24 protein-coding genes and 1 pseudogene are annotated in these 23,075 nt (G+C 72.2%); 11 read left to right on the top strand and 14 right to left on the bottom strand.

The genetic code is table 11. The features are described from left to right. Positions 1–3: 3 nt before the first annotated feature. Together ACGFZK_RS31510 and ACGFZK_RS31505 are read right to left on the bottom strand one after the other, a co-directional pair. Positions 4–1,029, bottom strand: a complete 1,026-nt coding sequence (locus ACGFZK_RS31510; RefSeq protein WP_393852254.1) for a hemolysin family protein — start codon at positions 1,027–1,029, stop codon at positions 4–6. Then, on the bottom strand, positions 1,026–2,360 hold the full coding sequence (locus ACGFZK_RS31505; protein WP_393852253.1) for a hemolysin family protein: 1,335 nt from the start codon (positions 2,358–2,360) through the stop codon (positions 1,026–1,028). Before ACGFZK_RS31505 ends, ACGFZK_RS31510 begins: the two co-directional genes overlap by 4 nt. A gap of 206 nt (positions 2,361–2,566) precedes the next feature. On the opposite strand from ACGFZK_RS31505, the gene ACGFZK_RS31500 reads away from it, so the two are divergent. Continuing rightward, positions 2,567–2,989: a GNAT family N-acetyltransferase gene (locus ACGFZK_RS31500; RefSeq protein WP_393852252.1), complete on the top strand. Its 423-nt coding sequence runs from the start codon at positions 2,567–2,569 to the stop codon at positions 2,987–2,989. Positions 2,990–3,219: 230 nt separating this feature from the next. Here the strand turns inward: ACGFZK_RS31500 and bioD are convergent. From bioD to bioB, 3 genes and pseudogenes are all read right to left on the bottom strand, one after another. Beyond that, positions 3,220–3,942 (bottom strand): annotated as a pseudogene (bioD, locus tag ACGFZK_RS31495) (dethiobiotin synthase); the annotation flags it as partial. A 1-nt stretch (position 3,943) separates the two neighbouring features. Then, entirely contained in the window at positions 3,944–5,266 is a 1,323-nt protein-coding gene (locus ACGFZK_RS31490; RefSeq protein ID WP_393852251.1) for an adenosylmethionine--8-amino-7-oxononanoate transaminase, read from the bottom strand. Further along, positions 5,259–6,518, bottom strand: coding sequence for a biotin synthase BioB (gene bioB / locus ACGFZK_RS31485; protein ID WP_393852250.1), 1,260 nt, complete (start codon positions 6,516–6,518; stop codon positions 5,259–5,261). Before bioB ends, ACGFZK_RS31490 begins: the two co-directional genes overlap by 8 nt. A gap of 156 nt (positions 6,519–6,674) precedes the next feature. Between bioB and ACGFZK_RS31480 the strand changes: the two genes are divergently transcribed. Then, on the top strand, positions 6,675–7,856 hold the full coding sequence (locus ACGFZK_RS31480; protein WP_393852249.1) for an 8-amino-7-oxononanoate synthase: 1,182 nt from the start codon (positions 6,675–6,677) through the stop codon (positions 7,854–7,856). A 56-nt stretch (positions 7,857–7,912) separates the two neighbouring features. On the opposite strand, the gene ACGFZK_RS31475 is transcribed toward ACGFZK_RS31480, so the two are convergent. Next, positions 7,913–8,134, bottom strand: coding sequence for a DUF397 domain-containing protein (locus tag ACGFZK_RS31475; RefSeq protein WP_393852248.1), 222 nt, complete (start codon positions 8,132–8,134; stop codon positions 7,913–7,915). 13 nt (positions 8,135–8,147) lie between these two features. Next, positions 8,148–9,032 (bottom strand): helix-turn-helix domain-containing protein, encoded by an 885-nt coding sequence (locus ACGFZK_RS31470; RefSeq protein ID WP_393852247.1) that lies wholly within the window; start codon positions 9,030–9,032, stop codon positions 8,148–8,150. A 196-nt stretch (positions 9,033–9,228) separates the two neighbouring features. Here ACGFZK_RS31470 and ACGFZK_RS31465 point away from each other — a divergent pair, with 196 nt between their 5' ends. Further along, positions 9,229–9,678 (top strand): ATP-binding protein, encoded by a 450-nt coding sequence (locus ACGFZK_RS31465; RefSeq protein WP_393852246.1) that lies wholly within the window; start codon positions 9,229–9,231, stop codon positions 9,676–9,678. Between the two features lie 73 nt (positions 9,679–9,751). Here the strand turns inward: ACGFZK_RS31465 and ACGFZK_RS31460 are convergent, their stop codons facing one another. Then, on the bottom strand, positions 9,752–10,144 hold the full coding sequence (locus ACGFZK_RS31460; RefSeq protein ID WP_393852245.1) for a VOC family protein: 393 nt from the start codon (positions 10,142–10,144) through the stop codon (positions 9,752–9,754). Between the two features lie 313 nt (positions 10,145–10,457). Here ACGFZK_RS31460 and ACGFZK_RS31455 point away from each other — a divergent pair, with 313 nt between their 5' ends. From ACGFZK_RS31455 to ACGFZK_RS31425, 7 genes are all read left to right on the top strand, one after another. After that, a complete protein-coding gene (locus ACGFZK_RS31455) occupies positions 10,458–10,760 on the top strand; it encodes an urease subunit gamma (RefSeq protein ID WP_393852244.1) in 303 nt (100 codons plus the stop codon). A 17-nt stretch (positions 10,761–10,777) separates the two neighbouring features. After that, positions 10,778–11,089 carry an urease subunit beta gene (locus ACGFZK_RS31450; protein ID WP_393852243.1) on the top strand — a complete coding sequence of 104 codons (312 nt, stop codon included), beginning with the start codon at positions 10,778–10,780 and terminating at the stop codon, positions 11,087–11,089. Continuing rightward, positions 11,082–12,803 (top strand): urease subunit alpha, encoded by a 1,722-nt coding sequence (locus tag ACGFZK_RS31445; RefSeq protein WP_393852242.1) that lies wholly within the window; start codon positions 11,082–11,084, stop codon positions 12,801–12,803. The genes ACGFZK_RS31450 and ACGFZK_RS31445 overlap by 8 nt, the downstream gene beginning before the upstream one ends. Positions 12,804–12,819: 16 nt before the next feature. Further along, complete coding sequence (locus ACGFZK_RS31440) at positions 12,820–13,494, top strand: urease accessory protein UreF (RefSeq protein WP_393852241.1); 675 nt, start codon at positions 12,820–12,822, stop codon at positions 13,492–13,494. A 23-nt stretch (positions 13,495–13,517) separates the two neighbouring features. Beyond that, positions 13,518–14,213 carry an urease accessory protein UreG gene (gene ureG, locus ACGFZK_RS31435; RefSeq protein WP_393852240.1) on the top strand — a complete coding sequence of 232 codons (696 nt, stop codon included), beginning with the start codon at positions 13,518–13,520 and terminating at the stop codon, positions 14,211–14,213. Between the two features lie 56 nt (positions 14,214–14,269). After that, positions 14,270–15,034: an urease accessory protein UreD gene (locus ACGFZK_RS31430; RefSeq protein WP_393852321.1), complete on the top strand. Its 765-nt coding sequence runs from the start codon at positions 14,270–14,272 to the stop codon at positions 15,032–15,034. Between the two features lie 181 nt (positions 15,035–15,215). Then, positions 15,216–16,889, top strand: a complete 1,674-nt coding sequence (locus ACGFZK_RS31425; protein ID WP_393852239.1) for an alpha/beta hydrolase — start codon at positions 15,216–15,218, stop codon at positions 16,887–16,889. Positions 16,890–16,918: 29 nt separating this feature from the next. Here the strand turns inward: ACGFZK_RS31425 and ACGFZK_RS31420 are convergent, their stop codons facing one another. The 6 genes from ACGFZK_RS31420 to ACGFZK_RS31395 all read right to left on the bottom strand — a co-directional run bounded on the left by ACGFZK_RS31420 (position 16,919) and on the right by ACGFZK_RS31395 (position 22,216). Beyond that, on the bottom strand, positions 16,919–17,629 hold the full coding sequence (locus ACGFZK_RS31420) for a lysophospholipid acyltransferase family protein (protein WP_393852238.1): 711 nt from the start codon (positions 17,627–17,629) through the stop codon (positions 16,919–16,921). A 108-nt stretch (positions 17,630–17,737) separates the two neighbouring features. Then, on the bottom strand, positions 17,738–17,875 hold the full coding sequence (locus ACGFZK_RS31415) for a hypothetical protein (RefSeq protein WP_393852328.1): 138 nt from the start codon (positions 17,873–17,875) through the stop codon (positions 17,738–17,740). A gap of 53 nt (positions 17,876–17,928) precedes the next feature. Beyond that, on the bottom strand, positions 17,929–18,885 hold the full coding sequence (locus ACGFZK_RS31410; protein ID WP_393852237.1) for a cytochrome c oxidase assembly protein: 957 nt from the start codon (positions 18,883–18,885) through the stop codon (positions 17,929–17,931). A gap of 103 nt (positions 18,886–18,988) precedes the next feature. Continuing rightward, on the bottom strand, positions 18,989–20,014 hold the full coding sequence (locus ACGFZK_RS31405) for a 6-phosphofructokinase (protein WP_393852236.1): 1,026 nt from the start codon (positions 20,012–20,014) through the stop codon (positions 18,989–18,991). 215 nt (positions 20,015–20,229) lie between these two features. Then, positions 20,230–20,958, bottom strand: a complete 729-nt coding sequence (locus ACGFZK_RS31400) for a type 1 glutamine amidotransferase (RefSeq protein WP_393852235.1) — start codon at positions 20,956–20,958, stop codon at positions 20,230–20,232. Positions 20,959–20,977: 19 nt separating this feature from the next. Then, complete coding sequence (locus tag ACGFZK_RS31395) at positions 20,978–22,216, bottom strand: MurT ligase domain-containing protein (RefSeq protein ID WP_052873103.1); 1,239 nt, start codon at positions 22,214–22,216, stop codon at positions 20,978–20,980. A 123-nt stretch (positions 22,217–22,339) separates the two neighbouring features. Here ACGFZK_RS31395 and def point away from each other — a divergent pair, with 123 nt between their 5' ends. Continuing rightward, positions 22,340–22,894 (top strand): peptide deformylase, encoded by a 555-nt coding sequence (gene def, locus ACGFZK_RS31390; RefSeq protein WP_393852234.1) that lies wholly within the window; start codon positions 22,340–22,342, stop codon positions 22,892–22,894. Positions 22,895–23,075: the final 181 nt, after the last annotated feature.

Below are 23,075 nucleotides of genomic sequence, written 5' to 3'. Positions count from 1 at the left end.
GGATCACGCGGAGGCGGGCCTGCCGAACAGCTCCCGCAGTACGTCCTCCATCGTCACCAGGCCCGTCATGGCGCCCTCCGTCCCGAGGACCGCCGCCAGGTGCGTACGGCTGCGCCGCATAGCGGTCAGCACGTCGTCGAGCGGGGTCTCCGCCCGCACCTGGGCGATCGGCCGCAGCGCCGAGACCGGGAAGGGCGCGTCGCGGCTCTCGTCGTCCGCGTCCAGGGCGTCCTTGACGTGCAGGTAGCCCAGGATCTTGTGCTGCGCGTCGACCACCGGGAACCGGGAGTACCCGGACTCGGCCGACAGCCGCTCCAGCCCGCCCGGCGTGATGCCCTCCCGGGCCGTGACCACCCGGTCAGCCGGCAGCACCACGTCGGTCACCGGCCGTCGGCCCAGTTCCAGGGCGTCGTGCAGGCGCTCGCTCGCCCGGTCGTCGAGGAGCCCCGCGTCACTGGAGTCCTTGACCATCCGGGCCAGCTCGTCGTCCGAGAACGTCGCCGCGACCTCGTCCTTCACCTCCACCCGCAGCAGGTGCAGCAGGCCGTTGGCGAAGGCGTTGATCGCGAAGATCACCGGTCGCAGCGCCCGCGTGAGGGTCACCAGCGGCGGCCCCAGCAGCAGCGCGGTACGTACGGGCTCGGCCAGCGCCACGTTCTTCGGCACCATCTCGCCGAAGAGCATGTGCAGGTACGTCGCCAGCGCCAGCGCCACCACGAAGGAGATCGCGTGGGTCACGCCCGCCGGTACCCCGACGAGGTCGAACAGCGGGGTCAGCAGGTGCGCGATGGCCGGCTCGGCCACCACACCCAGCACCAGGGTGCACAGCGTGATGCCCAGCTGGGCCGCCGCCATCAGCGCCGACACGTGCTCCAGGCCCCACAGGACGGCGCGGCCCCGCCGGTCGCCCTGCTCGGCGTACGGCTCGATCTGGCTGCGCCGGACCGAGATCAGCGCGAACTCCGCACCGACGAAGAAGGCGTTGACGACCAGGGTCGCCAGGCCGATCAGCAGCTGGATGACGGTCATCGGCCCTCCCCCGTTCCCTCGGCGGGCTCGGCCGGGGCGTGCAGAAGCACGCGCGAGGCCCGTCGCCCGACGGCGTCCACCACGTCGAGGCGCCAGCCGTCCAGTTCCATGCGGTCGCCGACCGCCGGGATCCGGCCCAGCTCGGTCGCTATCAGGCCGGCCAGGGTCTCGTACGGACCGTCCGGCACGTGCAGGCCGATCCGCCGGAGCTGGTCGGTGCGCGCGGCGCCGTCGGCCGAGTAGAGGGCGCGCCCGGACTCGTCCGTACCGGCCGGGGCCAGGTCCGGGGTCTCGTGCGGGTCGTGTTCGTCGCGGACCTCGCCGACGACCTCCTCGACGATGTCCTCCAGCGTGGCCACGCCGGCCGTGCCGCCGTACTCGTCGATGACCACGGCCATCGTCTGCTTGCCGGACAGCCGGTCCAGCAACCGGTCGACGGTGAGCGACTCCGGTACGAGGAGGGGCTCGCGCAGCAGCTGCGACACGGGACGGCGGCGGCGCTCCGCGGCCGGCAGGGCCAGCACGTCCTTGATGTGGACGGTGCCGACGACGGTGTCGAGGCTGCCGCGGTAGACCGGGAAACGGGACAGGCCGGTGGCCAGCGTCGCGTTCGCCACGTCCTCGGCGGTGGTCTGCACGTCGAGCGCGGTGACCTGGACGCGCGGGGTCATCACGTTCTCCGCGGTCAGGTCGGCGAGGTTCAGGGTCCGGACGAACAGCTCGGCCGTGTCCTTCTCCAGCGCGCCTGCCTTCGCCGAGTGGCGGGCGAGGGCGACCAGCTCCTGCGGGGTGCGCGCGGAGGCCAGCTCCTCGGCCGGCTCGAGGCCGAACCGGCGCACCATGTGGTTCGCCGTCGTGTTGAGGTGGCTGATCAGGGGCTTGAAGGCCCGGCTGAAGACCCGCTGCGTGGTCGCCACGCGCTTGGCGATCGCCAGCGGGGAGGAGATCGCCCAGTTCTTGGGCACCAGCTCACCGATGACCATCAGGATGACGGTCGAGAGCACGGTGCCGAGGACCAGGGCGGTGGAGGAGGCGGCGCCGGCCGACAGGCCCATGGCCTCGAAGGGGCCCTGGAGCAGGGTGGAGATCGAGGGCTTGGAGATCATGCCGATGACCAGGCCGGTCACGGTGATGCCGAGCTGGGCGCCGGAGAGCTGGAACGTCAGGGTGCGGACGGCGGCCAGGGCGCTGTCGGCGCCGCGCTCGCCGCGCTCGACGGCTCGTTCGAGTTCGCTCCGCTCGACGGTGGTGAGCGAGAACTCGGCCGCGACGAAGACTCCACAGACGAGACAGAGCAGCAGTGCCACGACGAGCAGGAGCACTTCGGTCATCGGTCGATCACCTCCGTCCCATGATCGGCCAGGAGGCGGGGGAACGCGCGGTGTCGCGAACGGGTATGTCGGGGACCGGGAGGCTCGCCCATGGGCGGACGCTCACACCTTTCACTCAAGAGGGACCTTTCACCACATGGTAAAGGACGGGCAAAGGGAACGGATCATTCTTTTGGCGGAGCGCGGCCGGATGATGGGATCCGGACATGACTGATCTTCATATCGGCTCCGCGTCAGCCACCGACCTGGGCGCCGTCCTGGACTTCTGGAAGGCCTCCGCGGAGGGAACGAGTATCAGCGACGATCTCGCCGGGGTCGAGCGTCTGCACGACCGGGACCCGCAGGCGCTGCTGCTCGCCCGGCGCGACGGCGAGCTCGTCGGCACGGTGATCGCCGGGTTCGACGGGTGGCGCTGTCACCTCTACCGCCTCGCCGTGCACCCCGGGCACCGCAGGCAGGGCATCGGCGCCGCCCTGCTGGCGGCTGCCGAGGAGCGCTTCGTGGCGCTGGGCGGGCGGCGCGGGGACGCCATGGTGCTCGACCGCAACGAGCGGGCGCACCGGGTGTGGGACGCGGTGGGCTACCGGCCCGAGGAGCAGTGGACGCGCTGGGTCAAGCCGCTCGGCTAGCCGCCGGTGCCGGTGCCGGTGCCGGTGGGTGTGGCCGCCCTTGGCCGGGCGGCCGCGCCTCAAACGCCGGCGGGGCTCAGGACCCGGGGCTCCGCCCCGGACCCCGCGCCTCAAACGCCGGCGGGGCTGGGGTGGGTGCCGGCGGGGCTCGGGTGGGTCTCGGCGGGGCTCGGGTGGGTCTCGGCGGGGCTCGGGTGGGTCTCGGCGGGGCTGGGGTGGGTGCCGGCGGGGGCCGGGGGGGTCCAGGCGGAGAGGAAGGACTCCGCCGACCAGGTGCCCGACAGGGACGGGTCCAGCCAGGACGGGGCCGACGCGCGGAACCGGTCCGGCGCGAGGGTCCCCGAGCCCTCCGGGACCGCGCCCAGCAGCGGCAGGCCGGAGGACTTCGTGAGGTCCGCCAGGTTGCAGCGGGCCGCCAGGTCCGGGCTCTGCGGCCAGCTGCCGATCACCACGCCCAGCGGGGTCAGGTCGCGGGCCCGCAGGGCCTCCGCCGTGAGGGTGGTGGAGTTGAGCGTGCCGAGACCCGCCGGGGCGACGATCAGCGTCGGCGCGCCGAGGAGGCGGGCCACGTCCGCCAGTGTGTGGCCCGCGGCGTCGAAGCGGACGAGGAGTCCGCCCGCGCCCTCCACCAGGACCAGGTCGTGGTCGAGGGACAGCCGCCGCGCGGCCTCCGCGATGTCCGCCGGGGCGAGCGTCGCCAGCCCCGAGCGGCGGGCCGCCGTGTCCGGGGCCAGGGGCTCCGGATAGCGGGCCAGCTCCACCGCCGTGACGGAGGGCCCGGCGAGCCGGACCGCCTCCGCGGCGTCCCCCGGCTCCTGCGGGCCGACACCCGTCTGCGCGGGCTTGAGCACCGCCACCGAGCGCCCGGCCGCCACCGCGGCGGCCGCGATCGCCGACGTGACCACCGTCTTGCCGATCTCGGTGCCCGTGCCGGACACCATCAGTACGGACATCTCAGCCTTCCTGCGCCGCCGCGCACACCGCACGGCAGATACGGTCCACGTCCTCGTCGCCGGTCACGAACGGCGGCATCACATAGATCAGGTCCCGGAACGGGCGCAGCCACACGCCCTCGCGCACCGCCGCCCGGGTGGCCGCCGCCACGTCGACCTCGTGGTCGAGCTGGACCACACCGATCGCGCCCAGGACGCGTACGTCCTTCACCCCGGGGACGCCGGCCGCGCCGGCCAGGCCCTCGCGCAGCCCCGCCTCGATCCGCTTGACCTCGGTCGCCCAGTCCTGGCCGAGCAGCAGTTCTACGGAGGCCAGGGCCACGGCCGTGGCCAGCGGATTGCCCATGAACGTCGGCCCGTGCGCCAGCACCGGCACCTCGCCCCGGGAAATGCCGCTCGCCACCCGCTCGGTGCACAGGGTCGCCGCCAGCGTGAGGTAACCGCCGGTCAGCGACTTGCCCAGGCACATCACGTCGGGGGTGATCCCCGCGTGGTCGGCGGCGAAGAGGGCGCCCGTACGGCCGAAGCCCGTGGCGATCTCGTCCAGGATCAGCAGGACGCCGTACTCGTCGCACAGCTCGCGCAGCACCCGCAGGTAGCCGGGGTGGTGGAAGCGCATGCCGCCCGCGCCCTGCACCACCGGCTCCACGATGACCGCGGCCAGCTCGTCCGCGTGCGCGGCGATCATGGCGCGCAGGTGGTCGGCGTACGCCGGGTCCACGGGCGTGTCGAAGCCGCCGGGCGGCGCGTCCGCGAAGATCTGCCGCGGCAGGTGACCCTGCCACAGCTCGTGCATGCCGCCCTCGGGGTCGCAGACGGCCATCGGCTGCCAGGTGTCCCCGTGGTAGCCGCCGCGCCAGGTCAGCAGCCGGGTCTTGCCGGTCCGTCCCAGCGAACGCCAGTACTGCAGGCACATCTTGACCGCGACCTCGACGGACACCGAGCCCGAGTCCGCGAGGAAGACGTGCTCCAGCCCCGGCGGGGTGATCTCGACGAGCTTCGTGGCGAGGCGGACGGCGGGCTCGTGGGTGAGCCCGCCGAACATCACGTGGGACATCCGGCCCAGCTGCGCCGTCGCGGCCTCGTTGAGCACCGGGTGGTTGTAGCCGTGGATCGCCGACCACCACGAGGACATGCCGTCGACGAGCTCGTCGTGGCCGTGTCCCCGGGACGGGTCGGCGAGCCGCAGCCGCACCCCCGAGGCGGAGGCGATGACCAGCGGTTCCTGCCGCCCCGGCATCGGGCCGTACGGGTGCCACACGTGCTGCCGGTCCAGCGCGAGCAGTTCCGCGCCGGCCGACAGGGGTTCACGCTGATCAGGCATTGGGGGCGATGTCCGTCCCCGCGCCGCGGCGGCGGACCGCCACCAGCTCCGGCCGGACCCCGCCGGCCTCGGCCTGGACGGGTACGGGCGGCTGCGCCGCGTCGGCGTGCCCGGAGCAGCCGCCGCACGCCGAGCCGCAGCCCGCCGCCGGGGCGTCGTCGGCCGAGGCCGCGCCCGCGCCCGAACCACAGACGGAGGCGCCGCCGTTCGAACCGCAGCCCCCGCCGGTGGCGGCGGCCGCGACGTCGGAGCGGTGCGCGGGAAGGGTCGTCGTACCGGCGCCCTCCACCTCGAAACCGGCGTCCGCGATCATGTCGAGGTCGGCCTGACCGGCCTGGCCCTCACTGGTCAGGTAGTCACCGAGGAAGATCGAGTTGACCACGTGCAGGGCCAGCGGCTGCATCGAACGCAGGTGCACCTCGCGCCCGCCGGCGAGGCGGACCTCGACGTCGGGGCAGACGAACCGCGCCATCGCCAGGATCCGCAGGCAGCGCTGCGGGGTGAGGTTCCACTCCTTGGCCAGCGGGGTGCCCTCGAACGGGATCAGGAAGTTGACCGGCACCGAGTCCGCGTCCAGCTCGCGCAGCGAGAAGACGACGTCGACCAGGTCCTCGTCGCTCTCGCCCATGCCCGCGATCAGACCGGAGCAGGCGGACAGACCGGCGCCGTGCGCCTTCTGCACCGTGTCGACGCGGTCCGCGTAGGTGTGGGTCTTGGTGATCTGCCCGTACGTGGCCTCGGAGGTGTTGAGGTTGTGGTTGTAGGCATCCGCACCCGCGTCGCGCAGCCGCTCCGCCTGGCCGTCCGAGAGCAGGCCGAGGCACGCGCAGACCTCGACGCCCTCGTTCTGCTCCTTGATCGCCGCGATCGTCTTGCCGACGCGGTCCACGTCCCGGTCCGTCGGCCCGCGGCCGCTCGCCACCAGGCAGACCCGCTTCGCGCCGCCCGCTACACCCGCGGCGGCGGCCTGGGAGGCCTCCTCCGGCTTCAGCCACGTGTACTTGAGGATCCCGGCCGTCGACCCCAGGCGCTGGGAGCAGTAGGAGCAGTCCTCGGGGCACAGGCCCGACTTCAGGTTGACCAGGTAGTTCAGCTTGACCCGACGTCCGAACCACTGGCGGCGCACCTTGCCGGCCGCGGCCACCACGTCGAGCAGTTCGTCGTCAGAAGTCGCCAGTACGGCGAGCGCTTCTTCGCGGGTCGGCAGCTCTCGCCGCAGCCCCTTGTCCACCAGGGTGTTCAGCAGGTCCATGAACCCGATCCTGGACCACACCCCCGCTCCCGGCCAAGGAGAGATCGCACAACATGGCCGGATGGGTGTGTGTGTATCACCACACCTGACGCAGCAGTCGCGGCAGCTAGGGTCGGGCAGGTCTGTGGACTGCCGACAAAACACGAGGACATGCCGATGCCCGAGCACACCCCCGACCCCGTGGACGTCTTCGCCTGGATCGACGCGGCGGAGCGCGTACGGGAGGAGGCCGGGCTGGTCCGCACGCTGCGCCCGCGGCCGTCGGTGTCGCCGCTGCTGGACCTGGCGAGCAACGACTACCTCGGCCTGTCCCGGCACCCCGAGACCATCCGCGGGGCGCAGCGGGCGGCCGAGACCTGGGGCGCCGGCGCCACCGGTTCACGACTCGTCACGGGGACCACCGAGCTGCACACGGAGCTGGAGCGGGAGCTCGCCGCCTTCTGCGGTTTCGAGGCCGCGCTCGTCCTCTCCTCCGGGTACGCGGCCAATCTCGCCGCCGTCACCGCGCTCAGCGGATGGGGCACGCTGGTCGTCTCCGACGCCGGGAACCACGCCTCGATCGTCGACGGCTGCCGGCTCTCGCGCGCCGAGACCTCCGTGATCCCGCACGCCGACCCGGACACCGCGCGCAAGACGCTCGCCGCGCACGAGGGCCGGGCGCTGCTCGTCAGCGACTCGGTGTTCTCCGTGGACGGGGACGCCGCCCCGCTCGCCGGGTACGCCGCCGCCTGCCGGGACGAGGGTGCGGCCCTGGTCGTGGACGATGCCCACGGGCTGGGCGTATTGGGCGAGGGAGGCCGCGGCGCGCTGCACGCCGCCGGGCTCGCGGGCGCTCCGTACGTGGTCGCCACCCTGACCCTCTCGAAGTCCCTGGGCAGCCAGGGCGGAGCGGTGCTCGGCCCGGCCCGGGTGATCAGGCACCTGGTCAACACCGCGCGCAGCTTCATCTTCGACACCGGGCTGGCCCCGGCCGCCGCGGGCGCGGCGCTGGCGAGCCTGCGGCTGCTCCGGCGGGAACCGGAGCGCGCGGACCGCGCCCGCGAGGTGGCCGCCCAGCTGTACGGGCGACTCACCGCGTCCGGCCTGACCGCGGCCCGGCCGGACGCGGCCGTGGTGTCGGTACGGGCCCCGTCGGCGTCGGCGGCACTGCGCTGGGCCGCCGACTGCCGCGAGGCAGGTCTGTCCGTGGGGTGCTTCCGCCCGCCGTCGGTGCCGGACGGCATCTCCCGGCTGCGGCTGACCGCCCGGGCCGACCTCACGGGGGACGAGATCGATCGGGCGGTCGGGACGATCCTGCGGACCGCGCCCGCCGGTGCCACGGACGGCAGGGGCCTGTAGGGCGTTTCGGCCCGATCCCGGCCGTTCCCAGGCATACCCGGGCGTTCCGTACGGGGCTACGCGTGCGCGCCGGCCCGTACGGAGGCGAGGAAGCCGGTCCAGGCGGGCCCGGTGAAGAGCACGGCCGGGCCGTCCGTCCGCTTGGAATCGCGGACGGCCAGCAGGCCGCCACCGAGCACGGCAGCTTCCACGCAGTTGTTCATTCCGGTGCTGCGGCTGCTCCGCCGCCACCGCGCGCTGGTCAGAAGTCCGCTGCTGGATAAGGGGGTTGCGGACACGGGGGGTGCCTCCTTACGCGTCGTCAGCGAGTGAGCTGATGAGTTCCGACGAGTCCTGGGGCGGGAGGGCGTGCGCCTGGATGGTGCGGAACGCGGCGCCGTACGCCTCAAGGTCTTCCTTCCGCTCCAGATAGAGGCTACTCGTCAAATGGTCGAGTACCACCACATCCAGATCAGCGATGTCCGGAAATGAAAAAATAACGAACGGTCCGGTCAGGCCGAGATGCCCGCCGACGCTGAACGGCAGTACCTGCAGCCGCACTTGGGGCAGCCTGGACACCTCCGCCAGGTGCCGCAACTGCTCGGCCATCACGCCCGGCCCGCCGATCTGCCGGCGCAGCACCGCCTCGTCCAGTACGGCGCTCAGCTCCAGCGGGGGATCGGCCCGCAGCACCGACTGCCGGGCCAGCCGTACGTCGACCAGCGCGTCCACCTTCGGCTCCGGCAGCCCGCCCAGCGCGGCCCGGGTCACGGCCCGTGCGTACTCGGGGGTCTGCAGCAGCCCCGGTACCACCGAGAGCTCCACGGTGCGGGCCGACCGCGCCCCCGCCTCCAGGCTGATGAAGTCCCGGTACTCCTGCGGCAGCAGCCCCCGGTAGTCGTGCCACCACTGGCGGCCGCGCCCGCTGTCGCCCGCGGGACCGGGGCCGGCGGCCGAGACCGCCAGCGCCTCCAGCAGCGCACGCTGCTCCGGGCTGACGATCTCCCCGTAGGCGTCCAGGAGCAGCCGGATGTCCTCCGGCTTGACGCCGCTGCGGCCTGTCTCGATACGGCTGATTTTCGACTGGTGCCACCCCATGATCCGGGCCGCCTCACCACTGGTGAGTCCGGACCGGTCGCGCAGGGCACGCAGTTCCTCGCCGAGTTTGCGTCGGCGCACCGCGGGACCGTGCTGCACACCCGCCTCCTTCCACCGGCACAGCTCGCACCAGTCTGCCGTCCAAATACGCTCTTCCGTAGCAGAGTTCACCGCATCGAGCGACAGATATATGCACATCTTGGGGGAAAGGCAGATGTGACGGCACGATGGGTGGCACTCTGGCGTCCAGCACAGATCCGGGGCTTTTCGCCCCGGTGGGAAAGGGACGGTCGCCATGGCAGATCACCAGGAAGCATCCGTCACTCTGCCGAGCGATCCCGCCTCGGTCGCCGCCGCCCGACGGTACGTCGCGGAGGTACTGGGCGAATGGGGACTCCCCGATGACGCCGACACCGCCGACAGCGTCCGGCTGATCGTCTCGGAACTCGCCACCAACGCCGTACAGCACACTTTCGGCCAGTCGCCCACCTTTACCGTCGACATCAGGCTGGAGCGCGAGGAGTGGCTGCGCGTCGGGGTGACCGACAGCCATCCCCGCTGGCCCAAGCGGCTCCCGGCCGCCGTCCAGCAGGACAACGGCCGGGGCATGGTGATCATCCGCTGGCTGACGGTGGAGGCGGGCGGCCGGCTCTCGGTCACCCCGACCGAGGACGGCGGCAAGACGGTGTGGATCGCGCTGCCCTGGTGCGTCGGGGCCCCGGCCGCAAGCGCCACCGGCCGCTGACCTGCCGGGACTTCGGGACGTCCCCCCGGACCCGGCGTCGAGAGGGGGATCGGCGTCGGGACCGGGCTCGGGCTCAGGCGAGGTCGCGCTCGACCGCGCTGCGCTCGATGCACAGCTCATTGCCCTCGGGGTCGGCGAGCACGACCCAGCCCGCGACACCGTCCGCGTCGCGGCGGTCGTCCACGAGCTTCGCGCCGAGCCCGATGAGGCGCTCGACGGTCTCGTCCCGCGTGCCGGAGGGCGGCTGGATGTCCAGGTGGACGCGGTTCTTGACGGACTTGGTGTCCGGGACCCGGATGAACAGCAGGCCCGGCACACCGGGCTGCCCGGGCTCCAGCAGGACCTCGTCGTCCCCCTCCACGTCGTCGGGGTGGATCGGGAAGCCGGTCACCGCGGACCAGAACTCGGCGGTCCGGTAGGGGTCCAGGGCGTCGAAGGTGATGTGCCGGACGGGGTTGACGAACATCTCTCTCCTTGGTGGGGATCCGTTGGCCGCGCCGTATACGGATTCGGGCTCGTGGGGCAACGGAGTCGAACCGGGTACCTGCACGAAACGTGGGTTAACTCAACGGAAAAGCGCGGCCCATAGCGTGGCGGCCACGTTCGACCGCCAATGATCACCCATGATCCGGTAAAGCAGTGGTGGTCGGGACGAAAAGCCTTTCCCCGCGTTGGGCAAGAGACGCTTGGCTCGGATATGCGCAGGTCAACAAGGTGTTGACGACCGGTAGGGTCGCCCCGCTCCTTGTTGATCTTGTCCCGGAAACTTGGTGATACGTGTGCAACTGACACCGCACGAGCAGGAGAGACTGCTCATCCACGTCGCCGCCGACGTGGCCGAGAAGCGCAGGGCGCGTGGGGTCCGCCTCAACCATCCCGAGGCGATCGCCCTGATCTCGTCGCACCTCCTGGAGGGGGCCCGCGACGGCCGGACCGTGGCCGAGCTGATGGCTTCCGGCCGCACCGTCCTGACCCGCGACGAGGTCATGGAGGGCATTCCCGAGATGATCCACGACGTCCAGGTCGAAGCCACCTTCCCGGACGGCACCAAGCTCGTCACGGTCCACGACCCCATCGTCTGAAACGGAGTACCACCCGCATGATCCCCGGCGAAATCGCCTACGGGGACGGCCCGGTACCCCTGAACGAGGGCCGTCCCGTCACCCGCCTCACCGTGCTCAACGCCGCCGACCGCCCGGTCCAGGTCGGCTCCCACTACCACTTCGCCGAGGCCAACCCCGGCCTGGACTTCGACCGCTCCGCCGCCCGCGGGCTCCGCCTCAACATCGCCGCCGGTACGGCCGTCCGCTTCGAGCCGGGCATCCCGGTCGCGGTGGAACTCGTACCGCTCGGCGGACTGCGCACCGTACCGGGGCTGCGCGGAGAGACCGGAGGGCCGCTCGATGGCTGAGCTCTCCCGCCAGGTGTACGCCGACCTCTTCGGACCGACGGCGGGCGACCGGATCCGGCTCGCCGACACCGACCTCTTCGTCGAGATCGAGCAGGACCTCAGCGGCGGCCCCGGCCGCGCCGGCGACGAGGCCGTCTTCGGCGGCGGCAAGGTGATCCGCGAGTCCATGGGGCAGGCCCGCACCACCCGGGCCGAGGGCGCCCCCGACACCGTGATCACCGGGGTCGTCGTCCTCGACCACTGGGGCATCGTCAAGGCCGACCTCGGCATCCGCGACGGCCGGATCTGCGGCATCGGCAAGGCCGGCAACCCCGACACCATGGACGGCGTCGACCCCGCCCTGGTCATCGGCCCCGAGACCGAGATCATCGCGGGCAACGGGAAGATCGTCACCGCCGGGGCCATCGACGCCCACGTGCACTTCATCTCCCCGACGGTCATCGACGAGGCGCTCGCCTCCGGGATCACCACGCTCGTCGGCGGCGGGACCGGACCGGCGGAGGGGACCAAGGCCACCACCGTCACTCCCGGGCCCTGGCACCTCGCCCGGATGTTCGCGGCCCTCGAGGACCAGCCGGTCAACATCGGCCTGCTCGGCAAGGGCAACACCATGTCCCGCGAGGCGATGTACTCCCAACTGCGCGGCGGTGCGCTCGGATTCAAGCTCCACGAGGACTGGGGCTCCACGCCCGCCGTCATCGACGCCTGCCTGAGCGTGTGCGAGGAGACCGGCGCCCAGGTCGCCATCCACACCGACACGCTCAACGAGGCCGGATTCGTCGCCGATACCCTCGCCGCCATCGCCGGGCGGACCATCCACTCGTACCACACCGAGGGCGCGGGCGGCGGGCACGCACCCGACATCATCACCGTGGTCTCCGAGCCGAACATCCTCCCCAGTTCCACGAACCCCACCAGACCGCACACCGTCAACACCGTCGAGGAGCACCTCGACATGCTGATGGTCTGCCATCACCTCAACCCGGCCGTCCCCGAGGACCTCGCCTTCGCCGAATCACGGATCCGGCCCTCGACCATCGCCGCCGAGGACGTGCTCCACGACCTCGGGGCCATCTCCATCATCTCCTCCGACTCCCAGGCCATGGGCCGGGTCGGCGAGGTCGTGCTGCGCACCTGGCAGACCGCCCACGTGATGAAGAAGCGGCGCGGCTGCCTCCCCGGCGACGGACCCGCCGACAACCACCGGGCCCGCCGCTACGTCGCCAAGTACACGATCAACCCCGCCGTGGCCCAGGGGCTCGCCCGCGAGATCGGGTCGGTCGAAACCGGCAAACTCGCCGACCTCGTGCTGTGGATCCCCGCCTTCTTCGGGGTCAAGCCCGAACTCGTCCTCAAGGGCGGTCAGATCGCCTACGCGCAGATGGGCGACGCCAACGCCTCCATCCCCACCCCGCAGCCCGTCCTGCCCCGGCCGATGTTCGGCAGCCACGGCCGCGCACCCGGCCTCAACTCCCTGAACTTCACCGCACAGGCCGCGCTCGACGACGGACTCCCCGAGCGGCTCGGACTGGGCAAGCGGTTCGTGGCCATCGAGAGCACCCGCAAGGTGAGCAAGACCGACATGCGGAACAACGACGCCATGCCGAGGGTCGAGGTCGACGCCGACACCTTCACGGTCACCATCGACGGGGAGGCCGTGGAACCGGCGCCCGCGGTGGAACTGCCCATGGCCCAGCGCTACTTCCTGTTCTGAGAAGAGGTCCCTGCCGATGAGCCGCGCCGCGCTGCTCGTCCTCGCCGACGGCCGTTTCCCCGCCGGGGGGCACGCCCACTCCGGCGGGGCCGAGGCCGCCTGCAAGGCGGGCCGGATCCATGACGCCGCCACCCTGGAGGACTTCTGCCGGGGCCGGCTGCACACCGCCGGCCTCACCGCCGCCGCGCTCGCCGCGGCCGCTGCCCTCGGGCTCGACCCGGCCGCCCTCGACGCCGCCGCCGACGCCCGCACCCCGTCGCCGGCTCTGCGCACCGCGGCCCGGCGGCTGGGCCGGCAGCTGCTGCGGGCCGCCCGGGCCACCTGGCCCGCCGCCGAACTGGAGGCCCTGGCCGCGGCGTTCCCGCGCGGCGCCCACCAGCCCGTGGTGCTCGGCGTCACGGCCCGGGCGGCCGGGCTCGGGCCCGGGGACGCCGCGCACGTGGCCGCGTACGAGAGCGTCGGCGGGCCCGCCACCGCGACCGTGCGGCTGCTGGGCCTGGACCCCTTCGAGGCGAGCGGGGTACTGGCCCGCCTCGCTCCCGACCTCGACGCCGTCGCGGCCCGGGCGGAGCGGGCCGCACTACGCGCCCGCTCCCAGGGGACGGACGCGCTGCCCGCGGCCTCCTCGCCACTGCTGGACATCTCGGCGGAGGTTCATGCCGACTGGCCGGTACGCCTCTTCGCTTCCTGACCCCCCAGAAGGAGACACCCCCCATGCACCTCGACCATGCCGTGACCTACCCCCACCGGCACACCCACGGCGCCGATCCCCTGCGGCCCGACGGCACCCGGCGGGCCCTGCGCATCGGTCTCGGCGGACCCGTCGGCTCCGGCAAGACCGCCACCGTCGCCGCCCTGTGCCGCGCGCTGCGCACCGAGCTGTCCATGGCCGTCGTCACCAACGACATCTACACCCGCGAGGACGCCGAGTTCCTGCTGCGCGAAGCCGTCCTGCCGCCCGAGCGGATCACCGCCGTCGAGACCGGGGCCTGCCCGCACACCGCCATCCGCGACGACATCTCCGCCAACCTGGAGGCCGTGGAGGAACTGGAGGACGCCTTCCGGGAGCACGGCCGCCTGGACCTGATCCTCGTCGAGTCCGGCGGGGACAACCTCACCGCCACCTTCTCCCGCGGACTCGTCGACGCCCAGATCTTCGTCATCGACGTGGCCGGCGGGGACGACATCCCCCGCAAGGGCGGCCCCGGCGTCACCACCGCCGACCTCCTCGTCGTCAACAAGACCGACCTCGCCCCGCACGTCGGCTCCGACCTCGACCGGATGGCCCGCGACGCCGCCGCACAGCGCGGCGAACTGCCCGTCGCCTTCCAGTCGCTGCGCGGCCCCGAAGGGATCGGCCCGGTGGCCGCCTGGGTGCGCGAGCGGATCGCCGCCTGGTCCCTGCGGTGAGCGGCACGTCCACCACCGAGCTCGCGCAGGGATCCCTGAGACCCCAAGGGCCCCCGGTGCCCCCGGCCGGCCTGCGGGCCACCGCCCGCATCCACGCCGTGGCCGACGGGCGGGGCGGCACCGCACTCCCCCTGCTGTCCGGAGAGGGACCGCTCGCGCTGCGCCGCACCCGCACCGCCTCGGGGGCCGGGGCCGGGGTCATGCTGGTCGGCGCGATGAGCGCCCCGCTCGGCGGGGACCACCTCACCGTCGAGGCCACCGCCGGGCCCGGGGCGCACCTCGCGCTCGCCTCGGCGGCGGCCACCCTGGCCCTGCCCGGCCGGTCCGGCGAGCCCGCGCGCTACGACGTGCACCTCACCCTGGAGGAGGGGGCGTCCGTGCGGTGGCTGCCCGAGCCACTCGTCTCGGTGCGCGGCAGCGACCTGAGGGTACGCACCCGGATCCGGCTGGCCCCCACGGCACGGCTGGTGCTCCGCGAGGAGCAGGTACTGGGCCGGACCGGGGAGGCTCCGGGCCTGCTGCGCAGCCGCCTCACCGTCGAGCGCGGGGAGCGTCCGCTGCTGGACCAGGAGCTCGCCTGCGGACCCGGCGCGCCCGGCGGCTGGGACGGCCCGGCGGGTCTGGCCGGGCACCGGGCGCTCGGGCAACTCCTCGTCGTGGACCCCGCCTTCGCCTCGGACCCGCCGACGGCCGCGGTGCTGGGGGAGTTCGCCGTGGTGACGCCGCTGGCCGGTCCGGCCGTGCTGGTGACGGCCCTGGCCCCGGACGCCCTGCGGGTGCGCGAGCTGCTCGACGCGGCCTGCCGTACCTACGGCTGCTGAAAGCGGGACGCATCAGGCACCGCTCAGCGGTACACGCCTTTCCGGTTATCGGGTTGGCAAAGAAGTCGAGCGGCCCCTGTCGCCGGGTCCGGGTCAGACGACAAGATCCCCCTGCACGCGGACGACCGAACCGACCAACCCGGCCGCCCACAGCGGCACCTGACGCAGGGGGAACAACCACGTGATACGCAACGCGGCGCTGGCGAGCGCCGCCACACTGATCACCGGCACGCTCGCGGCGAGCCTGCTGCTGGCCCCGCCGGCCGCAGCGGCCTCCGCCGACCACGACCTCAGGCTGCCGGAGGCGCTCGGCGTGCAGATCGCCGCCGCCCGCGCCGCCCGCACCGGGATCGACTGGAAGGACTGTCCGGCCGACTGGGGCTTCGAGAAGCCCATCCAGTGCGGCTGGGTGAAGGTCCCGCTCGACTACGCGAAGCCGTACGGCAAGACCATCGACATCGCCGTGGACCGGATCGGCAGCACGGGGACCAAGGAGGAGCGACAGGGCGCGCTCGTCTACAACCCCGGCGGCCCGGGCGGTTCCGGCATGCGCTTCCCGCGCCGCGTCACCACCAAGAGCCCGCTGTGGGTCAACGCCGCCAAGGCCTACGACTTCGTGGGCTTCGACCCGCGCGGCGTCGGCCACTCCGCGCCCATCTCCTGCATCGACCCGCAGGAGTTCGTCAAGGTGCCCAAGGCGGACCCGGTCCCGTCGAACGAGGCCGACAAGCGGGCCCAGCGCAAGCTCGCCGCCGAGTACGCGGACGGCTGCAAGGAGCGCAGCGGCGAGATGCTGCCGCACATGACCACGCCGAACACCGCGCGCGACCTCGACGTGATCCGCGCCGGCCTCGGCGAGTCCAAGCTGAACTTCCTCGGCGTCTCCTACGGCACCTACCTGGGCGGGGTCTACGCGACCCTCTTCCCGACCCATGTGCGCCGCATGATCGTCGACAGCGTGGTGGACCCCTCGCAGGACAACATCTGGTACGAGGCCAACCTCGGCCAGGACGTCGCCTTCCAGATGCGCTGGAACGACTGGCAGGACTGGGTCGCCAAGAACGACGCGGTCTTCCACCTCGGCGACACCCGCGCCAAGGTCGAGGCCAAGTGGCAGGAGCTGCGCGGCAAGGCGAAGGCCAAGCCGCTCGGCGGGATCGTCGGCCCGGCCGAGCTCATCGGCTTCTTCCAGGGCGCCCCGTACTACGACTCCTCCTGGGTGCCCGTCGCCCAGACCTTCGCCGCCTGGGCCGCCGGTGACGAGCAGGCGCTCGTCGACGCCATCGCCCCGGACATGACGGACATCCAGGGCAATGCGGCGTCGGAGAACGGCAACGCCGTCTACACCGCCGTCGAGTGCGCCGATGCCAAGTGGCCCACCAGCTGGTCCAAGTGGGACCGCGACAACACCAAGCTGCACGAGAAGTACCCGTTCCTGACCTGGTCCAACGCGTGGATGAACCTGCCCTGCGCGACCTGGAAGGCCAAGCAGAGCACCCCGATCGCCGTCGGCGCCAAGCGCGGACTGCCCCCGGTGCTGATCGTCCAGTCCGAGCGGGACGCGGCCACGCCCTACAAGGGCGCGGTCGAGCTGCACCGCCGCCTCGCCGGCTCCCGTCTGATCACCGAGCAGAACGCCGGCTCGCACGGTGTCACCAGCCTGCTGAACCCCTGCATCAACAGCCGGGTCGACACCTACCTGCTCACCGGCAAGGTCGACGCCCGGGACGTGAAGTGCGCCCCGCACGCCACCCCCGTGGCCCCGGCCCCGGCCGCGGCGAAGTCCCTGTCGTCCGACGCCCCGGCCGAGTCCTCGGTCTTCCCGGCGCCGGAGGAGCTCCCCGCCGTCCGTTGAGGGCCCGACGGTAACGAGCGGGAGAAGGCTCAGCGCGCGGAGCGCCGGGCCTTCTTCCGCTGTTCCTCCTCCTCGGCCTTGACCTCGGCCGCGTACCGGTCGACGTACTCCTGGCCGGACAGCCCGAGGATCGCGTACATGATCTCGTCGGTGACCGCGCGCAGGACGGCGCGCTCGCCCTCCATCCCGGCGTAGCGGGAGAAGTCCAGGGGCTCGCCGAAGCGGATGGTCACCCGCCGGATCTTCGGGATCCTCTTCCCGGGCGGCTGGATCTCGAAGGTGCCGACCATCGCGCAGGGCACGACGGGCACCCCGGCGCCCAGGGCCATCGCGGCCACGCCCACCTTGCCCTTGTAGAGCCGGCCGTCGTGCGAGCGCGTCCCCTCCGGGTAGATGCCCAGCAGCTCGTCCTTGGCCAGCACGGCCAGCCCCTCGCGCAGCGCGGCCTGTCCGGCGTTCTTGCCCGACCGGTCCACGGGGATCTGCCCGGCGCTGCGGAAGAAGGCGGCGGTGAGCCGGCCCTTGACCCCGGGGCCGGTGAAGTACTCGGCCTTCGCCAGGAAGGTGATCCGCCGCTTGAGGATGGCGGGCATCAGGAAGTGGTCGGAGAAGGACAGGTGATTGCCCGCGACGATCGCGGCACCCTCCGCCGGGATGTTCTCCAGTCCCTCGATCCGGGGTCTGAACAGCAGCCGCAGCAGGGGACCGAGCAACACGTGCTTGAGCAAGTGGTAGAACACCAGGCCGCTCCTGTCGATATCCCGTTGTCACCTCCAGTTTACGGACGGTGAGCCGCGGGTTGCAGGGGGCGGAGCGGACCTTCCTCCGAGCCTTTCCCGGGACCTTCCTCAGGCATTGCGCGAGGCGGCCATCCCGGCGGTCAGCAGCCCCAGCACCACCCAGCCGAACCACAGCCAGCCGTTGCTGCCGAGGGCCACGGAGTACGCGGCGACGGCCACCAGTGCGGCGAAGGTCATGACAGCCATCGCCTTAACGGATCCGGTCATGCCCCATGGTGGCGCGCGAAGGCGGTGTCGCGCTACTGGCCACGCGCTTGGAGCGAGGCGAGATACGAGTTGTACGCCTCCAGCTCCTTGTCGCCGTTGCGCTCCTCGGCCCGGTCGGACCGCCGCGCGGCCCGCTGCTCGGAGTGGTACCACTGGTAGACGAGGGCGATCAGGACCAGCACCGAGGGGATCTCGCTGAACGCCCAGGCGATTCCGCCGCCCCACTGCTGGTCGAGCAGGGGGTCGATGCCGAGGGAGGCCGGCGGGTTCGCGTACGTCTTGATCATCGGCTGGCTCGCCATCATCAGGGCGATGCCGAAGAAGGCGTGGAAGGGCATGCCCGCGAACAGCTCCAGCATCCGCATCACGTAGCCCGGCCGGTGCGGACCCGGGTCGATGCCCATGATCGGCCAGAAGAAGATCAGGCCGACGGCGAGGAAGTGGACCATCATCGCGATGTGCCCGGTGCGGCTCTCCATCAGGAAGTCGAAGAGCGGGCTGAAGTACAGGGCGTACAGGCTCGCGATGAACATCGGGATCGTGAAGGCGGGGTGGGTGATCACCTTCATGTACCGGCTGTGCAGCACCATCAGCAGCAGCTCGCGCGGCCCCTTGCGACCGCGGGCGGCGGGCGGCAGCGCGCGCAGCGCCAGCGTCACCGGAGCGCCCAGCAGCACCAGGATCGGCGTGACCATGCTGATCACCATGTGCTGGACCATGTGCACGCTGAACATGACCATGCCGTAGTCGTTCAGCTTGGTGCACATCACCAGGATCACCGTCAGCACGCCCACGGTGAAGGCGACGGTCCGGCCCGGCGGCCAGGAGTCCCCGCGCCGGCGCAGCCGCAGCACGCCCCACCCGTACAGGGCGAGCCCCAGCAGCGAGCCGATCAGGAAGAAGGCGTCGAAGGAGAACTCCAGTCCGCGCCCGAGAGTGAACGGCGGCAAGTCCATGTTCATGTCCATGCCGTGCCCGCTGTGATCCATCTGTTCACTCCCTTGACTGTGATGCCCCACCACAGTAGTGCCGCCCCCGGGCGCTCTTGCGCGCGGGGGCGGCCCAGGATAGAGGGGGCGTACAAAAGGGACGTCAGAGAACCGTCTGCGCCTCGTCGTACCGCTCGGCCGGAACCGTCTTGAGGGTCGAGGTCGCCTCGGAGAGCGGCACCATCACGATGTCCGTCCCGCGCAGCGCGGTCAGCATGCCGAACTCACCGCGGTGCGCGGCCTCCACGGCGTGCCAGCCGAAGCGGGTGGCGAGCACCCGGTCGTACGCGGTGGGCGTGCCGCCGCGCTGGACGTGGCCCAGGATCACCGGCCGGGCCTCCTTGCCCAGGCGGTGCTCCAGCTCCACGGCGAGCCGGTTGCCGATGCCGGCGAACCGCTCGTGCCCGTACATGTCGGTGCCGCCCTCCTCGAAGTCCATCGAGCCGGGCCGCGGCTTGGCGCCCTCGGCGACCACGACGATCGCGAACCGCTTGCCCGCGGAGAAGCGCTCGCCGACGATCTCCGTCAGCTGCCCGATGTCGAAGGGGCGCTCCGGTACGACGATCGCGTGCGCGCCGGCCGCCATGCCCGAGTGCAGGGCGATCCAGCCGGTGTGGCGGCCCATGACCTCCACGACCATGACGCGCTGGTGGGACTCGGCGGTGGTCTTCAGCCGGTCCAGCGCCTCGGTGGCCACCCCGACGGCGGTGTCGAAGCCGAAGGTGACGTCCGTGGAGGCGATGTCGTTGTCGATGGTCTTCGGGACACCGACGATGGGCAGACCGGCCTGCGAGAGCAGGTGCGCGGCCTTCAGCGTGCCCTCGCCGCCGATCGGGATGATCGCGTCGAGGCCGAGGTCCGCGACGTGGCCGCGGGCGCGCTCCACGCCGTCGCGCAGGTGCGCGGGCTGGACCCGGGAGGAGCCGAGGATGGTGCCGCCGCGGGCGAGGATGCCGCCGACGGCGTCGAGGTCGAGCTTGCGGTAGTCCGCCTCCAGCAGGCCCTTCCAGCCGTCGAGGAAGCCGATGACCTCGTCGCCGTGGTCGACGACGGCACGGTGCACGACGGAGCGGATGACGGCGTTGAGACCGGGGCAGTCGCCACCGGAAGTGAGCACACCTATGCGCATGGCAGGAAGTGACCTTTGCAACGTGGGCCGACGACCGGACCACGTCGTCCGGTTGGAACTACGGCCACCCTACAAGCGGTGGAGAGGTGGACTGAACCATCCTCCACATGCTGGTCCCGCGCGTCGTGCGAAACCACGTCGGCCCGGTTCCCCCAAGGGAAAACCGGGCCGAACACATGATGGAGGGGCCGCCCCGATGAGCGGACCGCAGGGTGCTACGCGGGCTGCGTCGCGGCGGCGATGCGCTCCGCGCGCAGCGCCTCGTACCACCGGTCGTCTATGGCCGGCAGCGCGTTCACGTCGAGGGCCAGCTTCAGCAGCAGGTCCGCGACCTGCGGGTTGCGGGCCATCACGGGACCGTGCATATACGTGCCGAACACCGTGTCGTTGTACGCGCCTTCGGTGCCGTCGCCGGTGCCGTTGCCACGGCCCATGGTCACGCGGGCGAACGGCTTGGCCGTCGGGCCGAGGTGGGTCACGCCCTGGTGGTTCTCGAAGCCCGTCAGCTGCGGCAGGCCCAGGCGCGGGTCGATGTCCGCGAGGACGTCGCCGACGCAGCGCTCGCCCTCACCGCGCAGGGTGACGACGTCCAGCAGGCCGAGGCCCTCCTGGCGCTGGCCCTGGTCGTTGACGAACTCCTTGCCGAGGATCTGGTAACCGGCGCAGACGGAGAAGACGATCGCCCCGTTCGAGACGGCGCGCTCCAGGCCGCCGTCGCGCAGCAGGCGCTCGGCGGCCAGCCGCTGCGGCCGGTCCTCGCCGCCACCGATCAGGTAGATGTCGCCCGAGGTGGGGATCGGCTGGTCGCTGCGCACGTCCACGCGCTGCACGTCCAGGCCGCGCTGGCGCGCCCGGCGCTCCACCACGAGGGCGTTGCCCTGGTCTCCGTACGTGCTCAGCAGGTCGGGGTAGACCCACACCAGACGCAGGCTGTTGTCGCTCATGCTCTTGTCCTTATGGGTACTAGTTGCCGACGCGGCGGCGCACGTCCTGGAAGGCGGTGTAGTTGGCGATCAGCTCGATCTGGCCGGGCGGCGCGAGCTGCACGGCCTCGTCGAGGGTCTCGCACACCCGGAAGTCCAGACCCGCGACCTCGAGGCGGACCGCGAGGTCCAGCTTGCGGTCACCGATGACGAAGATCGGGTGACCGAGCAGCCGCGGGTAGTCCACGTCCCACAGCCAGGAGGTGTCGGTGCCGTCGGCGCCGCGCGCGTTCACCGAGAGGATCACCGGGGTCGGCGGGGGATCGATCAGCGAAAACGTTTCGAGCCAGCCCGCCGGGTTCTTGGCGAGCAGGAGCCGCAGCTCACGGCCCTGGAAATTCACCACGTCATAGCGGCCGGCGACGGCCTGCACCTGGTACATCCGCTCCAGCGCGACCTGCGGCGGGACGCCGAAGACGGCGGCCACGGCGGCCGAGGTGGCGGCGTTGGCCTTGTTGGCGCGGCCGGGCAGCTGGAGGTGGATCGGCCAGGCGCTGCCGTGCGGGTCCAGGACGTGGTCGCCGGAGAGCACCCAGGTCGGGGTCGGGCGCCGGAATCCGCACTCGCCACAGAACCAGTCGTCGCCCGGGCGCTGCATGACGCCGCCGCAGGAGGGGCACGACCAGGCGTCGTCCTTCCACTCCTGGCCGGCCGCGACCCACACCACGTTCTGGGAGGAGGAGGCGGACCACACGATCAGCGGGTCGTCGCAGTTGGCGACGATGACGGCCTTGGAGCCCTGGAGGCCCTCGCGCCACTTCTCCGCGAGCATGCGGGTCTCGGCGGCACGGTCCAGCTGGTCGCGGGAGAGGTTGAGCAGGGCGATCACCTTGGGGGTGACGTCCCGGGCCACTCCGGCCAGGTACTTCTCGTCGACCTCGATGACGCCGTACTTGGCGTCCGAGCCGCCGGCCAGCGCGGAGGTGATGCCGGCCGGCATGTTGGCGCCGAGGGCGTTGGAGACGACCGGACCGCTGGCCCGCAGGGCCTCCGCGATCAGCCGGGTCGTCGTGGTCTTGCCGTTCGTCGCGGAGACGAGGACGACATCGAGATGTTGCGCCAGCGCGCCGAGGAGATCGGGGTCGAGCCTGAGTGCGACCTTGCCACCGATCACCGATCCGCTTCCGCGTCCCGCGGCCCGCGACACCGCCGCCGCGGCCTTGCCCGCCGTCACGGCCAGCTTGGCCCGCGGCGAAAGCGGCTCCGTGTTGCCTGCCATCGTCCCTTGTCCTCCTTGCGTCGGTCGGCCCCAGCCTATCCAGTACCGGCCCGGGCCTTGACCGCGGCGCCCCCGGCCCGCCGCGGATCTCCTCATATAGTCGCCCGTCGTAGGCTTACGGCCATGCGACAGCGCCCCATCCCCGGTACCACCGGTCTCGTCCGCACCATGAGCCTGCTGGGTGATCCGGTGCTCCACTCCGCGTGCGCGGAGGTCACGGAATTCGGCCCGGCCCTCGACCGGCTCATCGAGGACATGTTCGCCACGATGTACGCCGCCGAGGGGGTCGGGCTCGCCGCGAACCAGATCGGCGTCGGACAGCGGGTCTTCGTCTACGACTGTCCCGACGACGAGGACGTCCGCCACGTCGGGCACATCGTCAACCCGCGGTTGGTGACGGCCGACGGGGACGAGTTCCTGGGGCCGGAGGGGTGCCTGTCCCTGCCGGGGCTGGAGGCGGGGACGGCGCGCTTCGACCACGCGGTGGTGGAGGGGGTGAGGTCGGACGGGGCGGCCGTGCGGATTTCGGGGACCGGGTTCTTCGCGCGGTGTCTGCAGCACGAGTGCGACCACCTCGACGGGACGGTGTACGCGGACCGCGTGACCGGGCTGCGGGCCCGTCGCCTGCAGCGGGCCATCCGCAAGACCCCCTGGGGTGCCGGGGCGCTGCGCGGCTAGCCCGTCTCCACCCTCGGCCGGGGCCGTATTCAGCCTCGCCGGGGGGGGGGGGGGGGGGGGGGGGGGGGGGGGGGGGGGCGCCCCCCCGCCCCCCCCCCCCGCAACCACCCTGCACAGCCGAGACATGCCCGCACGCGCCGAGCCGAGGAGACACCCCGCCCCGTCCCCACGCACCGACCCC

The sequence above is a fragment of the Streptomyces sp. NPDC048257 genome (genome assembly GCF_043201855.1).
GTDB lineage: Bacteria > Actinomycetota > Actinomycetes > Streptomycetales > Streptomycetaceae > Streptomyces.
Note: the sequence above shows the minus strand (reverse complement) of the source record. Positions and strands in the feature narration are given on the sequence as shown.